Annotated in this window: 16 protein-coding genes; 6 read left to right on the plus strand and 10 right to left on the minus strand. The window is 34.8% G+C overall.

Going from position 1 to position 16,196, the window contains the following annotated elements; translation table 11 throughout:
- Positions 1-213 precede the first annotated feature (213 nt).
- From ACGLWY_RS09150 to ACGLWY_RS09170, 5 genes are all read left to right on the plus strand, one after another.
- A complete protein-coding gene (locus ACGLWY_RS09150; protein ID WP_396619375.1) occupies positions 214-639 on the plus strand; it encodes a hypothetical protein in 426 nt (141 codons plus the stop codon).
- 141 nt (positions 640-780) lie between these two features.
- Entirely contained in the window at positions 781-1,863 is a 1,083-nt protein-coding gene (locus tag ACGLWY_RS09155) for an efflux RND transporter periplasmic adaptor subunit (protein WP_396619376.1), read from the plus strand.
- A 24-nt stretch (positions 1,864-1,887) separates the two neighbouring features.
- A complete protein-coding gene (locus ACGLWY_RS09160; RefSeq protein ID WP_396619377.1) occupies positions 1,888-5,136 on the plus strand; it encodes an efflux RND transporter permease subunit in 3,249 nt (1,082 codons plus the stop codon).
- A complete protein-coding gene (locus ACGLWY_RS09165) occupies positions 5,129-6,568 on the plus strand; it encodes a TolC family protein (protein ID WP_396619378.1) in 1,440 nt (479 codons plus the stop codon). Before ACGLWY_RS09160 ends, ACGLWY_RS09165 begins: the two co-directional genes overlap by 8 nt.
- Positions 6,569-6,638: 70 nt before the next feature.
- Positions 6,639-7,553 carry an ABC transporter ATP-binding protein gene (locus ACGLWY_RS09170; protein ID WP_396619379.1) on the plus strand — a complete coding sequence of 305 codons (915 nt, stop codon included), beginning with the start codon at positions 6,639-6,641 and terminating at the stop codon, positions 7,551-7,553.
- 1 nt (position 7,554) lies between these two features.
- Here ACGLWY_RS09170 and ACGLWY_RS09175 read toward each other — a convergent pair whose 3' ends face one another.
- From ACGLWY_RS09175 to pdxA, 9 genes are all read right to left on the minus strand, one after another.
- Complete coding sequence (locus tag ACGLWY_RS09175; RefSeq protein ID WP_396619380.1) at positions 7,555-8,016, minus strand: 3-oxoacyl-ACP synthase; 462 nt, start codon at positions 8,014-8,016, stop codon at positions 7,555-7,557.
- Positions 8,017-8,019: 3 nt separating this feature from the next.
- The gene (gene mtgA, locus ACGLWY_RS09180; RefSeq protein WP_396619381.1) at positions 8,020-8,703 is read right to left on the minus strand and encodes a monofunctional biosynthetic peptidoglycan transglycosylase; all 684 of its coding nucleotides are present in this window, start codon (positions 8,701-8,703) and stop codon (positions 8,020-8,022) included.
- A gap of 1 nt (position 8,704) precedes the next feature.
- Positions 8,705-9,817 (minus strand): NAD(P)/FAD-dependent oxidoreductase, encoded by a 1,113-nt coding sequence (locus ACGLWY_RS09185; protein ID WP_396619382.1) that lies wholly within the window; start codon positions 9,815-9,817, stop codon positions 8,705-8,707.
- A gap of 176 nt (positions 9,818-9,993) precedes the next feature.
- A complete protein-coding gene (gene accC / locus ACGLWY_RS09190) occupies positions 9,994-11,346 on the minus strand; it encodes an acetyl-CoA carboxylase biotin carboxylase subunit (protein ID WP_396619383.1) in 1,353 nt (450 codons plus the stop codon).
- A gap of 45 nt (positions 11,347-11,391) precedes the next feature.
- A complete protein-coding gene (gene accB, locus ACGLWY_RS09195; RefSeq protein ID WP_396619384.1) occupies positions 11,392-11,871 on the minus strand; it encodes an acetyl-CoA carboxylase biotin carboxyl carrier protein in 480 nt (159 codons plus the stop codon).
- 22 nt (positions 11,872-11,893) lie between these two features.
- Complete coding sequence (locus tag ACGLWY_RS09200) at positions 11,894-12,895, minus strand: beta-ketoacyl-ACP synthase III (RefSeq protein ID WP_396619385.1); 1,002 nt, start codon at positions 12,893-12,895, stop codon at positions 11,894-11,896.
- Between the two features lie 180 nt (positions 12,896-13,075).
- Positions 13,076-13,279 carry a 50S ribosomal protein L32 gene (gene rpmF, locus ACGLWY_RS09205; RefSeq protein WP_069829108.1) on the minus strand — a complete coding sequence of 68 codons (204 nt, stop codon included), beginning with the start codon at positions 13,277-13,279 and terminating at the stop codon, positions 13,076-13,078.
- A gap of 9 nt (positions 13,280-13,288) precedes the next feature.
- Positions 13,289-13,828: a YceD family protein gene (locus ACGLWY_RS09210; protein ID WP_396619386.1), complete on the minus strand. Its 540-nt coding sequence runs from the start codon at positions 13,826-13,828 to the stop codon at positions 13,289-13,291.
- A gap of 73 nt (positions 13,829-13,901) precedes the next feature.
- Complete coding sequence (pdxA, locus tag ACGLWY_RS09215; protein ID WP_396619387.1) at positions 13,902-14,948, minus strand: 4-hydroxythreonine-4-phosphate dehydrogenase PdxA; 1,047 nt, start codon at positions 14,946-14,948, stop codon at positions 13,902-13,904.
- A gap of 76 nt (positions 14,949-15,024) precedes the next feature.
- Here pdxA and ACGLWY_RS09220 point away from each other — a divergent pair, with 76 nt between their 5' ends.
- Positions 15,025-15,621, plus strand: a complete 597-nt coding sequence (locus ACGLWY_RS09220; RefSeq protein WP_396619388.1) for a riboflavin synthase — start codon at positions 15,025-15,027, stop codon at positions 15,619-15,621.
- Here ACGLWY_RS09220 and ACGLWY_RS09225 read toward each other — a convergent pair.
- The gene (locus tag ACGLWY_RS09225) at positions 15,618-15,824 is read right to left on the minus strand and encodes a PID-CTERM protein-sorting domain-containing protein (protein ID WP_396619389.1); all 207 of its coding nucleotides are present in this window, start codon (positions 15,822-15,824) and stop codon (positions 15,618-15,620) included. The genes ACGLWY_RS09220 and ACGLWY_RS09225 overlap by 4 nt on opposite strands.
- Positions 15,825-16,196: the final 372 nt, after the last annotated feature.

The raw sequence follows: 16,196 nt of genomic DNA on the forward strand, positions 1-16,196 counted from the left end.
TTTTGTGCTCGAACTAAATTAAAACATAAGGAACCATTCAATTACTTGAGCGGTTTTATATTTTAAACAGAAACTAAAAACACCTTTAATATTTTTATTTATTAATAAAAACAGAGAGACTTTTTCGTCGAAAACACATTAATTAACTATAATTCAATTATAAACTATCATTATTTGGTTATAAAAGGCATTTACAATAATTTTATGCCCGAAATGAACAAAGTCTTCAACAAATATTTATTATTTTTTGGTATAGCACTGATTACATGTGCTATAAGCCTTAATGCAAATTCAATAATTGAAGGCAATTATTTAAACTTTATTGAAGAAATAGGAGCTACTACAAATATAGCTTCTATCGATACCCATTCAAATAGCTTCTCTTTTAATTCTTCTAGACAAGAAAATGAAAGGAAATTTCTTTTTGAAACTACTGAAATTCAAGAAATAGAAAATGAGGAGGTGCCTGGTGAAGATAATCTTTTGTCTTTTCATTCTTATTCAACCACTTTTTTAAATGCTCAATTATTTAATGAATTGTCATTTCAACTACACAAGGGGGGTTCCCATAGTTATAAAAACTATTTTGACAAGTCTACAACAAAACTTCATGTAAGACTTCAAGTATTTATTATCTGATAATACATCATCTTGTAAACCATCATTTTTAGTTTACCTTTTTTTACTCAAATCTTAATTTAATTAACTGGCTGGTCATATAAAACTAGTATGGCTGCTATATATTCAATTTAACTCCAAATTATTTTAAACAAAATTTTTATGAAAAAAACAGCTGTTTTTATAGGCTTGCTTGTGCTTTTAATTCACACAAGTTGTCAAACAAAAAAAGAAGAAAAAAAAGAACAAACGGCCTTTCTTGTTACAAATCCCATTAAAAAAGATACCATAATAACCAAAGACTATGTGAGTCAAATCCATTCTATTAAACACATTGAAATAAGAGCCTTGGAAAAGGGATATTTAAAGCAAATATTTGTAGATGAAGGCCAACATGTTAAAACGGGGCAAGCCATGTTTCAAATAATGCCGAATATTTATCAGGCCGAATTACAAAAAGCAAAAGCTGAATCCAAAACAGCAGAAATTGAGCTAAAAAATACCAAATTATTGGCCGATGGGAATGTCGTGTCTCCAAACGAATTGGCTTTAGCAAATGCCAATTATGATAAAGCAATTGCTGAAGTTGCACTAGCACAAACCCACTTAGGTTTTACAAAAATCAACGCTCCTTTTGATGGTATTATGGACCATTTAGAAGCAAGGGAAGGAAGTCTTTTAGATGAAGGAGAGTTACTGACCACATTATCGGATAATAGTAAAATGTGGGTATATTTTAATGTGCCAGAAGCCGAATATCTTGATTATATAATGAGTGCTGATAAAAACGTGAAAAAAGAAGTAGCTCTTTTACTGGCCAACAATAAACGCTTTAATCAAAAAGGAATTGTAGAAACCATAGAAGGCGAATTTAATAACGAAACCGGTAACATTGCCTTTAGAGCAACATTTCCAAACCCAGACGGTATTTTAAGACATGGCGAAACAGGGAGTGTTTTAATGAATGTGCCTTTTAAAGATGTTATTATTATTCCTCAAAAAGCCACTTTTGAGATTTTAGACAAAACCTATGTTTTTGTAATTGGTAAGGACCATGTTGTAAGACAAAGAGAAATTACTATTGGTGCAGAACTACCACACTTATATATAATTAGTAAAGGACTAACAGAAAAAGATACCATCTTATTAGAAGGTATTAGGATGGTAAAAAACAATGAAAAAATCCTTACTAAGTTTTTAGAGCCAAATAAGGTATTGTCTGAATTAGACTTATATGCTGAATAATTCTAGAATTTAATCTACAAAAGAATGTTTAAAAAATTTATAAAAAGACCCGTTTTGGCTATTGTCATTTCGGTGATTATCGTATTTATAGGTGGACTTGCCATAAAGCAACTGCCTATTTCACAATTCCCCCAAATTGCACCTACTACGGTCAATATATTTATTGCTTATCCGGGTTCTAGTTCAGAAGTATTGGTTAATTCAACTTTAATTCCATTAGAAACGGCGATAAATGGTGTTCAAGACATGCGTTACATCGCATCCGATGCCACAAGTGCCGGTGAAGCAACCATACGTATTATTTTTGAACCAGGTGTAGATCCCAACGAAGCCGTTGTTAGGGTAAAAACACGTGTAGATCAAGTAATGCCTTTGCTTCCAGAACTCGTTCAACGTGAAGGGGTCGTTATTACACCTGTACAACCTAGTATGTTAATGTACGTTAACTTGTCTAGTTCAGATAAAAATAATGACGAAAAATTTCTTTACAACTACGCTTACACTAAGGTTATTCCAGAAATTCAACGTATTAATGGTATTGCAAGTGCACAAATATTAGGTAGCCGTAAATATGCCATGAGAGTTTGGCTAAAACCAGACCGCATGCGTGCTTATAATATTTCTGCGGAAGAAGTTTTAAAGGCCATGGAAGAGCAAAGCCTTTTGGCCAGACCTGGACGTTTAGGTCAAAGTTCAGGAATAACTTCGCAGTCCTTGGAATATGTGTTAACCTATCAAGACCGATACAACGAACCAGAACAGTATAAAGAGATTATTATTCGTGCCAATGAAGAAGGTGAAATTATCAAACTAGAGGATATTGCAGATGTAAAGCTAGGAAGTGAATTTTTCGATATTTATTCGAATCTAGATGGAAAACCTTCTGCTTCAATCGTTTTAAAACAAACCTTTGGAAGTAATGGTAGTGATGTTATTAAAGCAGTAAAAGATAAGTTAGACGAACTAAAAGTAGATTTGCCTCCAGATGTAGATTTTCAAATTAGTTACGATGTGTCCAACTTTTTGGATGCTTCCATTGAGCAAGTAATGCATACGCTTAGAGATGCGTTTATTCTGGTAGCCATCGTGGTATTCTTGTTTTTAGGCGATTGGCGTTCTACTTTAATTCCAATTATTGCGGTACCAGTGTCTTTAATCGGAGCCTTTTTTGTGATGCAGTTATTTGGTCTTTCCATCAACTTAATTACGCTTTTCGCATTGGTATTGGCCATTGGTATTGTGGTCGATAATGCTATTGTTGTGGTTGAAGCGGTCCATGTTAAAATGGAAGAGGAACATCTTACACCCTATAAAGCTTCATCCGAAGTGCTTGGCGAAATAGGGGGCGCTATTATAGCCATTACCTTAGTTATGGTTTCGGTGTTTATACCAATCTCATTTATGACTGGCCCTGTTGGGGTATTCTATCGCCAGTTCTCCATCACTATGGCTGGTTCTATTGTTATTTCCGCAATTGTTGCCTTAACATTAACGCCCGTTTTATGTGCCATGTTACTTAAAAACAACCATGGTAAAATCAAAAAATCACCAATAGACCGTTTTATCATATGGTTTAATAGAGGGTTTGAACGATTAACAGGGAAATATGTGGCCATTCTTAATAAAATAGTTGCTAGACGTATTGTAACCTTTGGAATTTTAGCGGCATTTTGTGCAGGCATTTATTTTACGAACGAAGTCTTACCAGCTGGATTTATACCAAACGAAGACCAAGGAATGATTTATGCCATCATTCAAACACCCCCAGGTGCAACCCTGGAACGTACCAATGACGTAGCTAGAAAACTTCAAAAAATTTGTGAAGAAACCGAAGGTGTGGAATCCGTTTCGTCTTTAGCCGGTTATGAAATCATGACCGAAGGTCGCGGTTCTAACGCTGGTACGTGTTTAATTAACTTAAAACCTTGGGGGGATCGTCATCATTCGGTTCACGAAATTATGGAAGAATTGGAAGAGGAAACCAAAAATTTAGGAGCGGTTATTGAATACTTCGAACCTCCTGCGGTACCTGGATTTGGATCTTCTGGAGGATTTGCCATGCGTTTGTTAGACAAAACCAACTCTACAGATTACCATCAATTTGAAAAAATCAACAACGCTTTTATGGAGGCTTTATCCAAACGTAAAGAACTTACGGGATTGTTCACCTTCTTTTCTGCAAACTATCCGCAATATGAGTTAAAAATTAACAACAAAATTGCCATGCAAAAAGGTGTTACCATTGGAAAAGCCATGGAAAACCTTAATATTTTAATAGGTAGTACCTACGAGCAAGGATTTATTCGATTTGGTAGATTCTTCAAAGTATATACACAAGCAGCACCAGAATACAGACGTTTACCATCAGATCTTGAAAAGCTATTTGTTAAAAATGAAACAGGTGAAATGGTACCTTATTCAGCATTCATGACTATTGAAAAGAAATTAGGTCCTAATGAAATCACTCGATACAATCTTTATAATTCGGCTTCCATTAGAGGGCTTCCAGCAAAAGGTTTTACAAGTGGTGATGCTATTAATGCCATTAAAGAAGTCGCTGCAAAAGAATTGCCAAAAGGTTACGATATTGCTTGGGAAGGATTATCCTTTGACGAAGCCAGCAGAGGCAACGAATCATTATACATTTTTATCATCGTATTGGTGTTCGTTTATTTTGTCTTAGCTGCCCAGTACGAGAGTTTCTTGTTGCCATTTGCTGTTATTCTGTCACTTCCTGTTGGGGTTTTTGGATCGTTCTTTCTTTTAAAAGCGATGGGATTGGCTAATGACGTATATGCCCAAATTGGTGTGATTATGCTTGTTGGTCTATTGGGTAAAAATGCCGTATTAATTGTAGAGTTTGCGGTGCAAAAACACAGGCAAGGCGTCACGATTTTAGAAGCTGCAATCGAGGGCTCAAAAGCACGTTTTAGACCTATTTTAATGACCTCTTTTGCTTTTATTGCTGGATTAATTCCATTAGTTGTAGCAACTGGCGCAGGAGCTATTGGTAACAGAACCATTGGAGGATCTTCTTTAGGCGGTATGCTTATCGGGACACTTTTTGGTGTGTTAATCATCCCTGGGCTTTATTATGTTTTTGCTAAAATGGCTGAAGGTAGAAACCTCATTAAAGATGAAGCTAGCGAACCACTTTCGGAAGAATTTATTAGACAAAACGAAACCGAAAACCAAACAAATATTAATACCTATAGTATTAGCAAATTAAAAAAACTGTTAAAAAAACTTAGTAAAAACAACAAAGATGAATAACATAAAAACAGATATAAAACGTTGTTTGGTTGCTGTTCTGGCTGTACTATCCCTATATTCTTGTGTACCAACCAAAAACATAAGAGAAGAAAATAAAACCGTCCCAGAGCAATATAAAAACCAATCATCAGATACCATCAATACCGCAATGGTAAAGTGGAAAGACTTTTTTTCAGACCCAAATTTAGTCATCTTAATTGATAGTGCTTTAGCAAATAACCAAGAGCTAAACATGATGTTACAAAAGGTAGAAATGTCTAAAAATGAAATAAAAGCAAGACGCGGGGAATATTTGCCCTTTGTTGGCTTTTATGCTGGCGCAGAAGTTGAAAAAGTTGGGGAATTTACCCGAAATGGTGCCGTGGAAAAAAACCTAAACATTCATGAGGAAGAAGCCTTTCCAGAGCCCTTAACTAATTTTTCAGCAGGACTTTCCGCCTCTTGGGAAGTGGACGTGTGGAAAAAACTTCGCAACGGTAAAAAAGCAGCCGTTTTAGAATACCTAGCGTCTGTTGAAGGTAAAAACTTCATGGTTACACAATTAGTTTCGGAAATTGCAAGTGCCTATTACGAGCTGATGGCTTTAGATAATCAATTAACGATTATCGAGCAGAATTTAGACATTCAACAAAATGCATTAGAAATGGTAAAGCTTCAAAAAGAAGCTGCAAGAGCTACACAATTGGCCGTAAGACGTTTTGAAGCCGAAGTGTACAAAAACCAAAGCAATAAATTTCAAATTCAGCAAAAAATTGTGGAAACCGAGAATTTAATCAACTTTTTAGTGGGACGCTATCCGCAAAAAGTACAAAGAAGTTCTCAAGATTTTATTATAAAAACAGTCGATGTAATCGCTACAGGACTGCCTTCGCAATTATTATCAAACCGTCCAGATATTAGAAAAGCCGAATTTGAATTATCAGCTACAAAATTAAATGTTAAGGTGGCTAAAGCTAACTTTTTTCCTTCAATAGGTCTTAGGGCCGGCTTAGGTTTAGAAGCTTTTAAACCTAAATTTCTAACGAGTACACCAGAGTCATTAGCCTATTCTTTAGTAGGAGATATGGTATCGCCGTTAATCAACAGAAATGCGATTAAAGCAGAATATAGCTCTGCAAATAATCGACAATTAGAAGCTGTTTTCGAGTATGAAAAAACCATATTAAATGCCTATATCGAGGTAGAAAATCAGCTGTCAAATGTGCAAAATCTTAAAGAAAGTTATCTGCTTAAAGAAGCACAAGTAGAAGCTCTAACAGAATCGATTGATTTGTCTATTCAACTATTCAAATCGGCAAGAGCAGAATACACAGAAGTTTTGTTAACCCAAAGAGAAGCTTTAGATTCTAAAATTGAAATTATAGAAACTAAAAGAGACCAATTGTTAGCCCATGTAAAACTGTATCAAGCCTTGGGTGGCGGCTGGAATTAAAACCGCCCAATTATAAAAATTTAAAAACCGTTCAATAATTTGAGCGGTTTTTTTATGCTATTTTTGCGACATGCTACAAGTAAACAACCTGACATTCCAATACAAAAAACAACCTATTTTAAAAGATATTGGTTTCTCTGTTAAAACAGGTCAACATTTTGCTGTTATAGGTGAAAGCGGTTCAGGAAAAAGTACCCTTCTAAAATTACTTTACGGGACTTACGATTTAAATGAAGGTCAGATTTTTTGGAAAGATAAGGAAATATTAGGTCCAAAACACAACCTCATTATTGGACCTGAATTCATGAAATACGTGGCGCAGGAATTCGATTTGATGCCTTTCATTACGGTCGCCGAAAATATTGGTGCGTTTCTTTCTAATTTTTATCCTGATGAAAAACAGGCGCGTATAAAAGAGTTGTTGGAAGTGGTAGAGCTACAGCCCTATGCTAATACAAAAGCGAAAGAATTAAGCGGCGGACAAAAGCAACGGGTTGCTATAGCAAAAGCCATTGCGAAACAACCCGAGGTATTACTGCTCGATGAACCTTTTAGCCATATTGATAATTTCAAAAAACAATCGCTACGCCGAAGTCTTTTTAAATATCTGAAAGAAAAGCATATCACTTGTATTGTCGCCACACACGATAAAGATGACGTGCTTTCATTTTCTGATCAGATGATCGTATTGCACGATGCCAAAATTATGGCAAAAGGCAGGCCTGAACAACTGTACAAAAATCCACAAAACAAATTGATTGCTTCATTTTTTGATGAGTTTAATGATATAGAGAATTATGGCATTGTCTATGCAAATCAATTGAAATTAGTCGAAAATTCAAACTTAAAAGCAACAGTTAAACACTCTTATTTTAAAGGAAGTTATTACTTAATTGAAGTCGATTTGAATGGGGAAATTGTTTTTTTTGAAAATGATATTGATTTAGAAAAGGGTCTAAATATTTGTCTTTCTGTATTAAAATAATCTAAAATATCTTTTCGATTTTAAACTGTTGCTCCCTAAAAACAACCGCATTCCCCACTGTATTCCCCATAAGTAATTGCCCAATAGGGGTATGGGGCGAAATAGCATAAAACACGTCGTTATCTACTTTTAGTTCACCGGCACTTATAGCAATAAAATAGTTGCTTTTGTTGGTGTAAACAACAGATCCCAAACCAATAAATTCTGAAGTATTTGAAATATATATCTTTGATAAGCTTTCTTTGATTTTTTGAATTTCCGCCAATTGGTTTCCTGCTTTTTCACGTTCCAATTGCAGCATTGCCCTACCTGTTTCATGTTTATCCCCGGCACTACTTTTGGTTTCGGACGTTAAAGATTCCTGTATTTCGTTAATCGTATTTTGAATCGTATTGAACCTGTTTTCAACAAAATCAAAGCATTGCGCATACAGCTGTTTTTTAATTTCTAAACTCGAAGCCATGGCTTAATCGTAATTTAAAGGACCAAAAAAGCGCATTTGACGCATGATCCAATTCTTTCTGCCTTGAATATAACTGGTTGCAGGATTAGCTCTGTATCGCAACGGACTGGGTAGAATAGCGGCAATGGCAGCAGCTTCTTGTTGACGTAAATTGGCAGCAGATCTTTTAAACCAATGTTGCGCTGCTGCTTCGGCACCATAAATACCGTTGCCCATTTCAATGCTGTTTAAATAAACTTCCATAATACGTTCTTTAGACCAAATTAATTCTATTAAAAACGTAAAATAAGCTTCTAAACCTTTACGTAACCAACTACGCTGTGGCCATAAGAAAACGTTTTTTGCTGTTTGTTGGCTAATGGTACTTGCGCCTCTGGTACGCTTGCCTTTTTTGTTGTACACAAGCGCTTTTTCAATGGCTTTCATGTCAAACCCATGATGGTTTAAAAAATTTTGATCTTCGCTACAAATCACTGCTAGTTGCAGGTTTTTGGAAATATGGTCTATAGACTCCCAATCGTGTTTCCAAACGATATCTTTTCCATCCATTTTTTGCTCAACAGTTCGTATAACCATGAGTGGGGTAACAGGAATGGGCATCCACTTAAACACAATAACCAATCCTATTGAAATTACAAAAAACCAAAGGAGGCTTTTAAATAAAAACCTAAATAATTTTCTAATCATGCTATGCAATTAATTGTGCTAATTCCTTTCCTACCAAGCTCCCAATGGCTATTCCCATACCGCCGAGTTTTACACCGCAATATACATGATTACTCAATGGTTTTACAATAGTATTTTTTTGTTTTCCAACGCCCATAATACCACTCCACCTTTGTTCAATTTCAAACGGAGTTTCAGGTAAAATAACCGTTTTTAATATACTTTCCAATTTGTTTTGAATAAAATCGGTTTGAGCAAAATCGGTTGTTTCTTCTCCTTTAAAATCTAGGTTTCTGCCACCACCTAACAAAATTCGATTATCAATATTTCTAAAATAATAAAACCCTTTGTCTAAATGAAACGTGCCTTTTATGTGGAGATTATCTATAGGTTTTGTAATGAGTACCTGTGCCCGTGCTGGTTTTACATCTTCTTTTATCAGTTGCGCCGCAAAACCATTAGTAGCAATACATAGTTTTGATGTTGAAAACTCAACGGCATTGGTTTTTATTTTTACTGAGTCGGCTGTTTCTGAAAAGCCTTCTACCGTTATGTTATTTAATATTTTAACACCTTTTGATTGTACTTTTTGAAGTAGAGCTTCCATCATCTTTCCTGTATCTATCTGTCCTTCAAACGAATTAAAAATATAATGCTCTTTTATGTTTTTAAAATGAAAGCCGTTTGGCTTCATGCTGAAAACATCCTTTTTAAATATAGGTTGAAGCAATTTATTGATGTCTGTTTGTTTTGAAAGGCATGCTTCAAACAAATTATCATCATTTAAAAACAACTCATAACCACCATAGTTTTGATAATTTATAGTACGCTCACCCAAAATTTCTTTTAACAGCTGTAAACCATTCACACGCTTACTTACAAGATTAAAAACTTCTTCTTCCGAATGTGATTTTAGGTCATCAAGTATTTCACTAAGGCTACCAAAACAGGCAAATCCTGCATTTTTTGTACTGGCGCCTTGTGGCAACATGCCTTTTTCCAATACTAATATGTTAGCTTTTGGGTATTGGTCTTTTAACTGTAAGGCACAACTTAGTCCCACAATACCGCTTCCAACAATAGTAAAATCTATGTTGGTAAACCACGATTTTATTTCCCAATAAGAGAGAGTCATTTTTCGTTGATGGTATTTGGGTTCTGGGTTTTAGGTGTTGGGTGTTGGGTTTTTCGAATCAGCTTTGAAACTATTTAACTTTGCAACTTTGAACCTTTGTAACTTTGTAACTTTGTAACTTAAAAAAAAAAGAACACCATAAAAAACTCCGAAATTGCTTTCGGAGTCTTTACTATTTATTCTTCAACTTGTTTTTCTATAACAAAATCTTCCATAAATTTAGTGGTATAATTTCCAGCTAAATAATCTGGATGATCCATTAATTGTCTATGGAACGGAATGGTGGTTTTTATACCTTCTATTACGAATTCATCTAAAGCACGCTTCATTTTATTGATGGCTTCTTCTCTGGTTTGTGCCGTTGTGATTAACTTGGCAATCATAGAATCGTAATTTGGCGGGATGGTATAACCTGCATACACGTGAGTATCTAAACGCACACCATGGCCTCCTGGGGCATGTAACGTTGTGATGGTTCCTGGTGATGGACGGAAACCGTTAAACGGGTCTTCGGCATTAATACGACACTCGATAGAATGTAATTTTGGTAAATAATTTTTACCAGAAATTGGCACTCCTGCAGCCACAAGTATTTGTTCACGAATTAAATCGAAATCGATAACTTGCTCTGTAATTGGGTGTTCTACCTGAATACGCGTATTCATCTCCATAAAGTAGAAATTACGGTGTTTATCTACTAAAAACTCGATGGTTCCTGCACCTTCGTATTTAATATACTCTGCTGCCTTAACTGCTGCTTTTCCCATTTTTTCACGAAGTTCATCGGTCATAAATGGTGAAGGTGTTTCTTCGGTTAGTTTTTGATGGCGACGTTGGATAGAACAATCTCTTTCTGATAAATGACATGCCCTTCCAGTAGAATCTCCTACAATTTGAATTTCAATATGTCTTGGCTCTTCAATAAGTTTTTCCATGTACATATCGTCATTTCCAAAAGCAGCTTTACTTTCTTGACGAGCGGAATCCCAAGCGTCTTTTAAGTTTTCTGGTTTCCAAACGGCACGCATGCCTTTCCCACCACCACCGGCAGAAGCTTTAAGCATTACTGGATAGCCCGTTTTTTTGGCTATTTTTTCACATTCTTCAAATGACTTTATAACCCCTTCGCTTCCTGGAACACAAGGTACGCCTGCAGCAATCATAGTAGATTTTGCATTGGCTTTGTCTCCCATCCTGTCAATCATTTCTGGAGAAGCACCAATAAATTTTATACCGTGTTCTTCACAAATTTTTGAAAACTTAGCATTTTCAGATAAAAAACCATAACCAGGATGAATAGCGTCTGCATTAGTAATTTCGGCAGCCGCAATAATATTGGATATTTTTAAATAAGATAAACTACTAGATGGAGGTCCTATACAAACGGCTTCGTCTGCAAATTTAACGTGCAAACTTTCTGCATCGGCTGTAGAATAAACAGCAACTGTTTTTATGCCCATTTCTTTACAGGTTCTAATAACACGCAATGCTATTTCCCCTCTATTGGCAATCAATACTTTTTTAAACATAATTTTATAAAAATTATGAATTCAGAATTCTGAATTCTGAATTAATTAAGATGGATCTACTAAAAATAATGGTTGGTCGAATTCTACAGGTGAAGAATCGTCAACTAATATTTTAACTATTTTACCTGAAACTTCAGATTCGATTTCGTTGAAAAGTTTCATTGCTTCTATAATACAAAGCACATCACCTTCGGCAATGGTTTGTCCAACCTCTACAAATAAAGGCTTATCTGGAGATGGTTTTCTATAAAAAGTTCCAATAATTGGCGATTTTATAGTGATATATTTTGAGTCCTCTGCTGCTGGAGCGACAGACGCAGAAGGTTCCGCAGTTGGTTTTGCTTCAGCAACAGGCACTGCCATTTGTGGCATTTGAGCCGCTACAGGCGCATAATGCACTGCTGTTGTTTCGGAATCTGATCCTGTTTTTATGGTGATTTTAATATCATCCATTTCTAGTTTAACCTCGCTTGCCCCAGATTTGGCAACAAATTTGATTAAGTTTTGAATTTCTTTAATATCCATAATCTTACTAATTAGTTAATGGTTAGTTTACTGAATTATATGCCCATTTTAAATAAATGGCACCCCAATTAAATCCGCCTCCAAAAGCGGCAAAAATTATATTATCTCCTTTTTTAAGTTGTGATTCATAGTCACTTAATAGTAATGGTAACGTAGCAGATGTCGTATTACCATATTTGTGAATATTAATCATAACTTTCTCTTCTTCCAATTCGATGCGTTGTGCGGTAGCGTCAATAATACGCTTATTTGCTTGATGCGCTGCCAACCAATCAACATCTTTTTTTGTTAAATTATTACGCTCTAATATTTTAACAGTGGCATCTGCCATGTTGAATACCGCGTTTTTAAATACTGTTTTCCCTTCTTGAAAAGCATACTGTCCCCCTTTTTCTATGGCTTCTGGGGTTATTGGAAATGAAGAACCTCCATAGGTAGCCTGTAAAAACTCCCTACCTGTTCCGTCACTTCTTAGATATTCATCCTGAAGCCCTAAACCTTCTTCATTCGGTTCGAATAAAACGGCACCTGCTCCATCACCAAAAATAATACAAGTGGCTCGGTCTTTATAATTAATAATTGAAGACATTTTATCGGCTCCAATTAACAATACATTTTTGTAACGCCCAGATTCAATATAACTAGCTGCTACAGACATCCCATATAAAAAACTAGAACATGCAGCATCCATATCGAATGAAAATGCATTTACCGCACCTATTTCGGTAGCCGTAAAAGAAGCTGTTGAGGCCGCTTTCATATCTGGAGTTGCCGTTGCAACAATAACAAGTTCAATCGTTTTAGGGTCTATGCCTTTTTTATTAATAAGGTCTTGTGCTGCTTTAATAGCTAAATAAGAAGTTCCTTTTCCCTCGTCTTTAAGAATTCGACGCTCTTTTATTCCTGTTCTAGAAGTTATCCATTCATCATTAGTATCAACCAATGTTTCAAGAATTTGATTAGTTAATACGTATTCTGGCACATAAGCACCAACAGCGGTTATTGCTGCTGAGATTTTTCCCATAACTTTATAGTTAAATTGATCAAAAAATCATTAAAATTGAACAAAAACGCTCAAAATGTTGCGAAAACTACTAAAATTTGACGAAACATTGTGCAAATTACGTGTTTTTGTCCTTTAGAAAAAGCATATCATAAAAAAAACGCTCACATGTGAGCGTTTTATTATATGCGTGCATACAATTTATGCTACGTTTTCTACAGCTTCAGAGTTATCAATTAACACTTGACCTCTGTAATATAATTTTCCTTCGTGCCAGTGAGCTCTGTGGTATAAATGTGCTTCACCAGTTGTTGGGCAAGTAGCAATCTGTGGCGCAGTTGCTTTGTAATGTGTTCTTCTTTTATCTCTTCTTGTTTTTGAGATTTTTCTCTTAGGATGTGCCATTTTTTATGTTTATTTATCCGTTAATAGTTTCTTTAATGTATTCCAACGAGGATCGGTTTCCTCTTCAGTTTCTTTTTCTTCCTTAAGCTTCGGGCTTAATTCTTCTAGTTTTTTAAGTATATCGGAGTCTAAAGTTCCGTCTTTAACTCCAGGATGTATACGTTTTAATGGTACCGAAAGTACAATTAACTCGTAAATATATTGTTGAATGTTAATTTCGTATGTACCGTGAGGTACAATAAGAATATCTACAAACTCATCATTGTATTCATCTCCAAACTTTACCACTAAATCGAACTCATTTTTTATGGGTTGATCGAAAGGTTCGTTTGTTAAATCGCAATTAACATTTACAAATCCTGAAATTTTAAAGTTTAATTCCAATAATGTTGTTTTCTTATCTAATACAAGATCTACGTTAACATTTACATCATTAAACTCTTCATACTCAAAATATTCAAAGAACGTTTTCTCAATTTTATACTCAAAATGATGCTTTCCAATCTTTAATCCCACAAATGGGATTGTAAACTCTTTTAATGGCTTCATTCTCACATCTATTTTGAGCCTGCAAATATATAAATTTTTATTTAAGCAACATTACTTATAAACATTTTTTTGTTTACATCTTTTGATTTGATTTTTTCAAGGGATTTGACGTAAGCTTCTCATAATCAAATCTATTTTTAAATATTTGAATCGCGGCAAAAACAGCTTCCTTAAACGAGTTCTCGTCTGCTACCCCTTTTCCTGCAATTTCGTAAGCTGTTCCATGGTCTGGAGAGGTTCTAATTTTATTCAACCCCGCAGTAAAATTAACGCCTTGACCAAAAGACAGTGTTTTAAAAGGTATTAAACCCTGATCATGATAGGTGGCTACAATGGCATCAAAATTTTTGTAATTATTGGATCCAAAAAAACTATCGGCAGCATAAGGTCCAAATACTAATTTACCTTCTTCTTTAATTTTTTGAAGCGTTGGTCTTAAAATAGTATCGTCTTCGTTACCAATAACGCCATTATCGCCAGTATGTGGATTAATGCCCAAAACGGCTATTTTAGGTCTAATTATATTAAAGTCTTTTAAAAGTGAATTGTAAACTGCATTTATTTTTTTAATGATTAAAGCTTTAGATAGATGCCCTACAATATCTTTTACAGGCACATGGTCTGTTAACAATCCTATTCTTAATGTGTCGGTTACCATAAACATAAGGCTTTCGCCTTCTAACTGTTGGGCCAGATAATCGGTATGTCCAGGAAATTTAAATGCTTCGGACTGTATATTGTGTTTATTTATAGGCGCAGTAACCAAAACATCTATTTGACCGTCTTTAAGTGCTTTTGTCGCCATTTGTAAAGACTTAATGGCATACGCTCCTATTTTAACATCTTCTTTACCAAACTCAATATTTACAGGTTCATTCCAGCAATTAAACACATTAACCTTTCCAAAAATGAGTTGATTTAAATTGTTAATGCTGTTAAAATTGATTTCTGAATTAAAATGTGTTTTGAAAAAATTCATGACTTTTGCCGAAGCAAAAATTACAGGCGTACAGAACTCTAGCATCCTAGAGTCTTCAAACGTTTTTAAAACAATTTCTCCACCAATGCCATTTAAGTCACCTATTGATATGCCAACTACTATATTTTCCGATTTCTTCATTAAGAATGACAAGTTTTGTTTGTAATTTTGATATTCATTTGGAATCGCAAATTTAGTTAAATAAACAAACAATATTATGTTTACCGGAATAATTGAAGATATTGGGACTGTTTCCAATTTAAAAACAGAATTAGACAACCTTCACATCACAGTTAAAAGTACGATTACCCCCGAATTAAAAATAGACCAAAGTGTCGCACATAACGGTATTTGTTTAACGGTTGTTGCCATTAATAGTAATGAATATACTGTTACCGCCATAAAGGAAACCCTAAACAAAACCAATTTAAGCACTCTTAAAATTGGTGACCAAATAAATTTAGAACGCGCCATGAAACTAGGTGACAGGCTCGATGGGCATATTGTGCAGGGGCATGTTGACCAAACTGCTGTTTGTACCCATGTTGAAGAAGCTAATGGTAGTTGGGTATTTTCTTTTGATTATGATGATTCGCTTAATAATATTACCATTGAAAAAGGCTCGATAACCATAAACGGCACAAGTTTAACGGTTGTAAACTCAAAAAAAGACAGTTTTAGCGTTGCCATTATACCTTATACCTATAATCATACAAACTTTAACACCTTTAAGAAAGGCACCATTGTTAATTTGGAATTTGATGTTTTAGGAAAATATGTCTCTAGACTTTTAGAGCTTAGAGCGTTAAACTAACTATTATTGTTTTTAAACAATAGTTTTTTAACACCATAGAACAAGCCAACACAAACACCTAATAGCACACCGCCATCTATAGGTAAACCATAGCCAGATGGTGGTCCTGGTGGTGGTGGATCATCTCCAGTTTGAGCAGCGCATACAAAACTTATTAATACAAATAAGATTGAGACAACTATTCTTTTGTTTTGTATTATCATTGGATACAAGTTATAAAAAAAACTGGGCGAACAAAATAACTACACAAAATACAGCATTAAAAACACCTGTAAAGCGTTAAAAATGTCCGACGAAACACAATTGTTTTACTATTTAAAACGATACTATTCTAAAAAAAGTACCTATCTGATATGAAAAAAATAATCCCTCATTTTTTATTATCGTAGCAAATATATATAAATATAGTACAGAAAAGAAATTTAAAAAAGGGGGTATTAAATATTACGGCAATCCAAAAACTTGTATCGAGAGCACTAATATTTATGGATACCTTCATAAAATCAGCTAAACAACGGGGTCACACTATATCCCATAAAGAACATTACAGGACTATTATTACTGTTTATGGAATA

Origin of the sequence: Mariniflexile sp. HMF6888, from assembly GCF_044335535.1 — a bacterium.
Lineage (GTDB): Bacteria > Bacteroidota > Bacteroidia > Flavobacteriales > Flavobacteriaceae > Mariniflexile.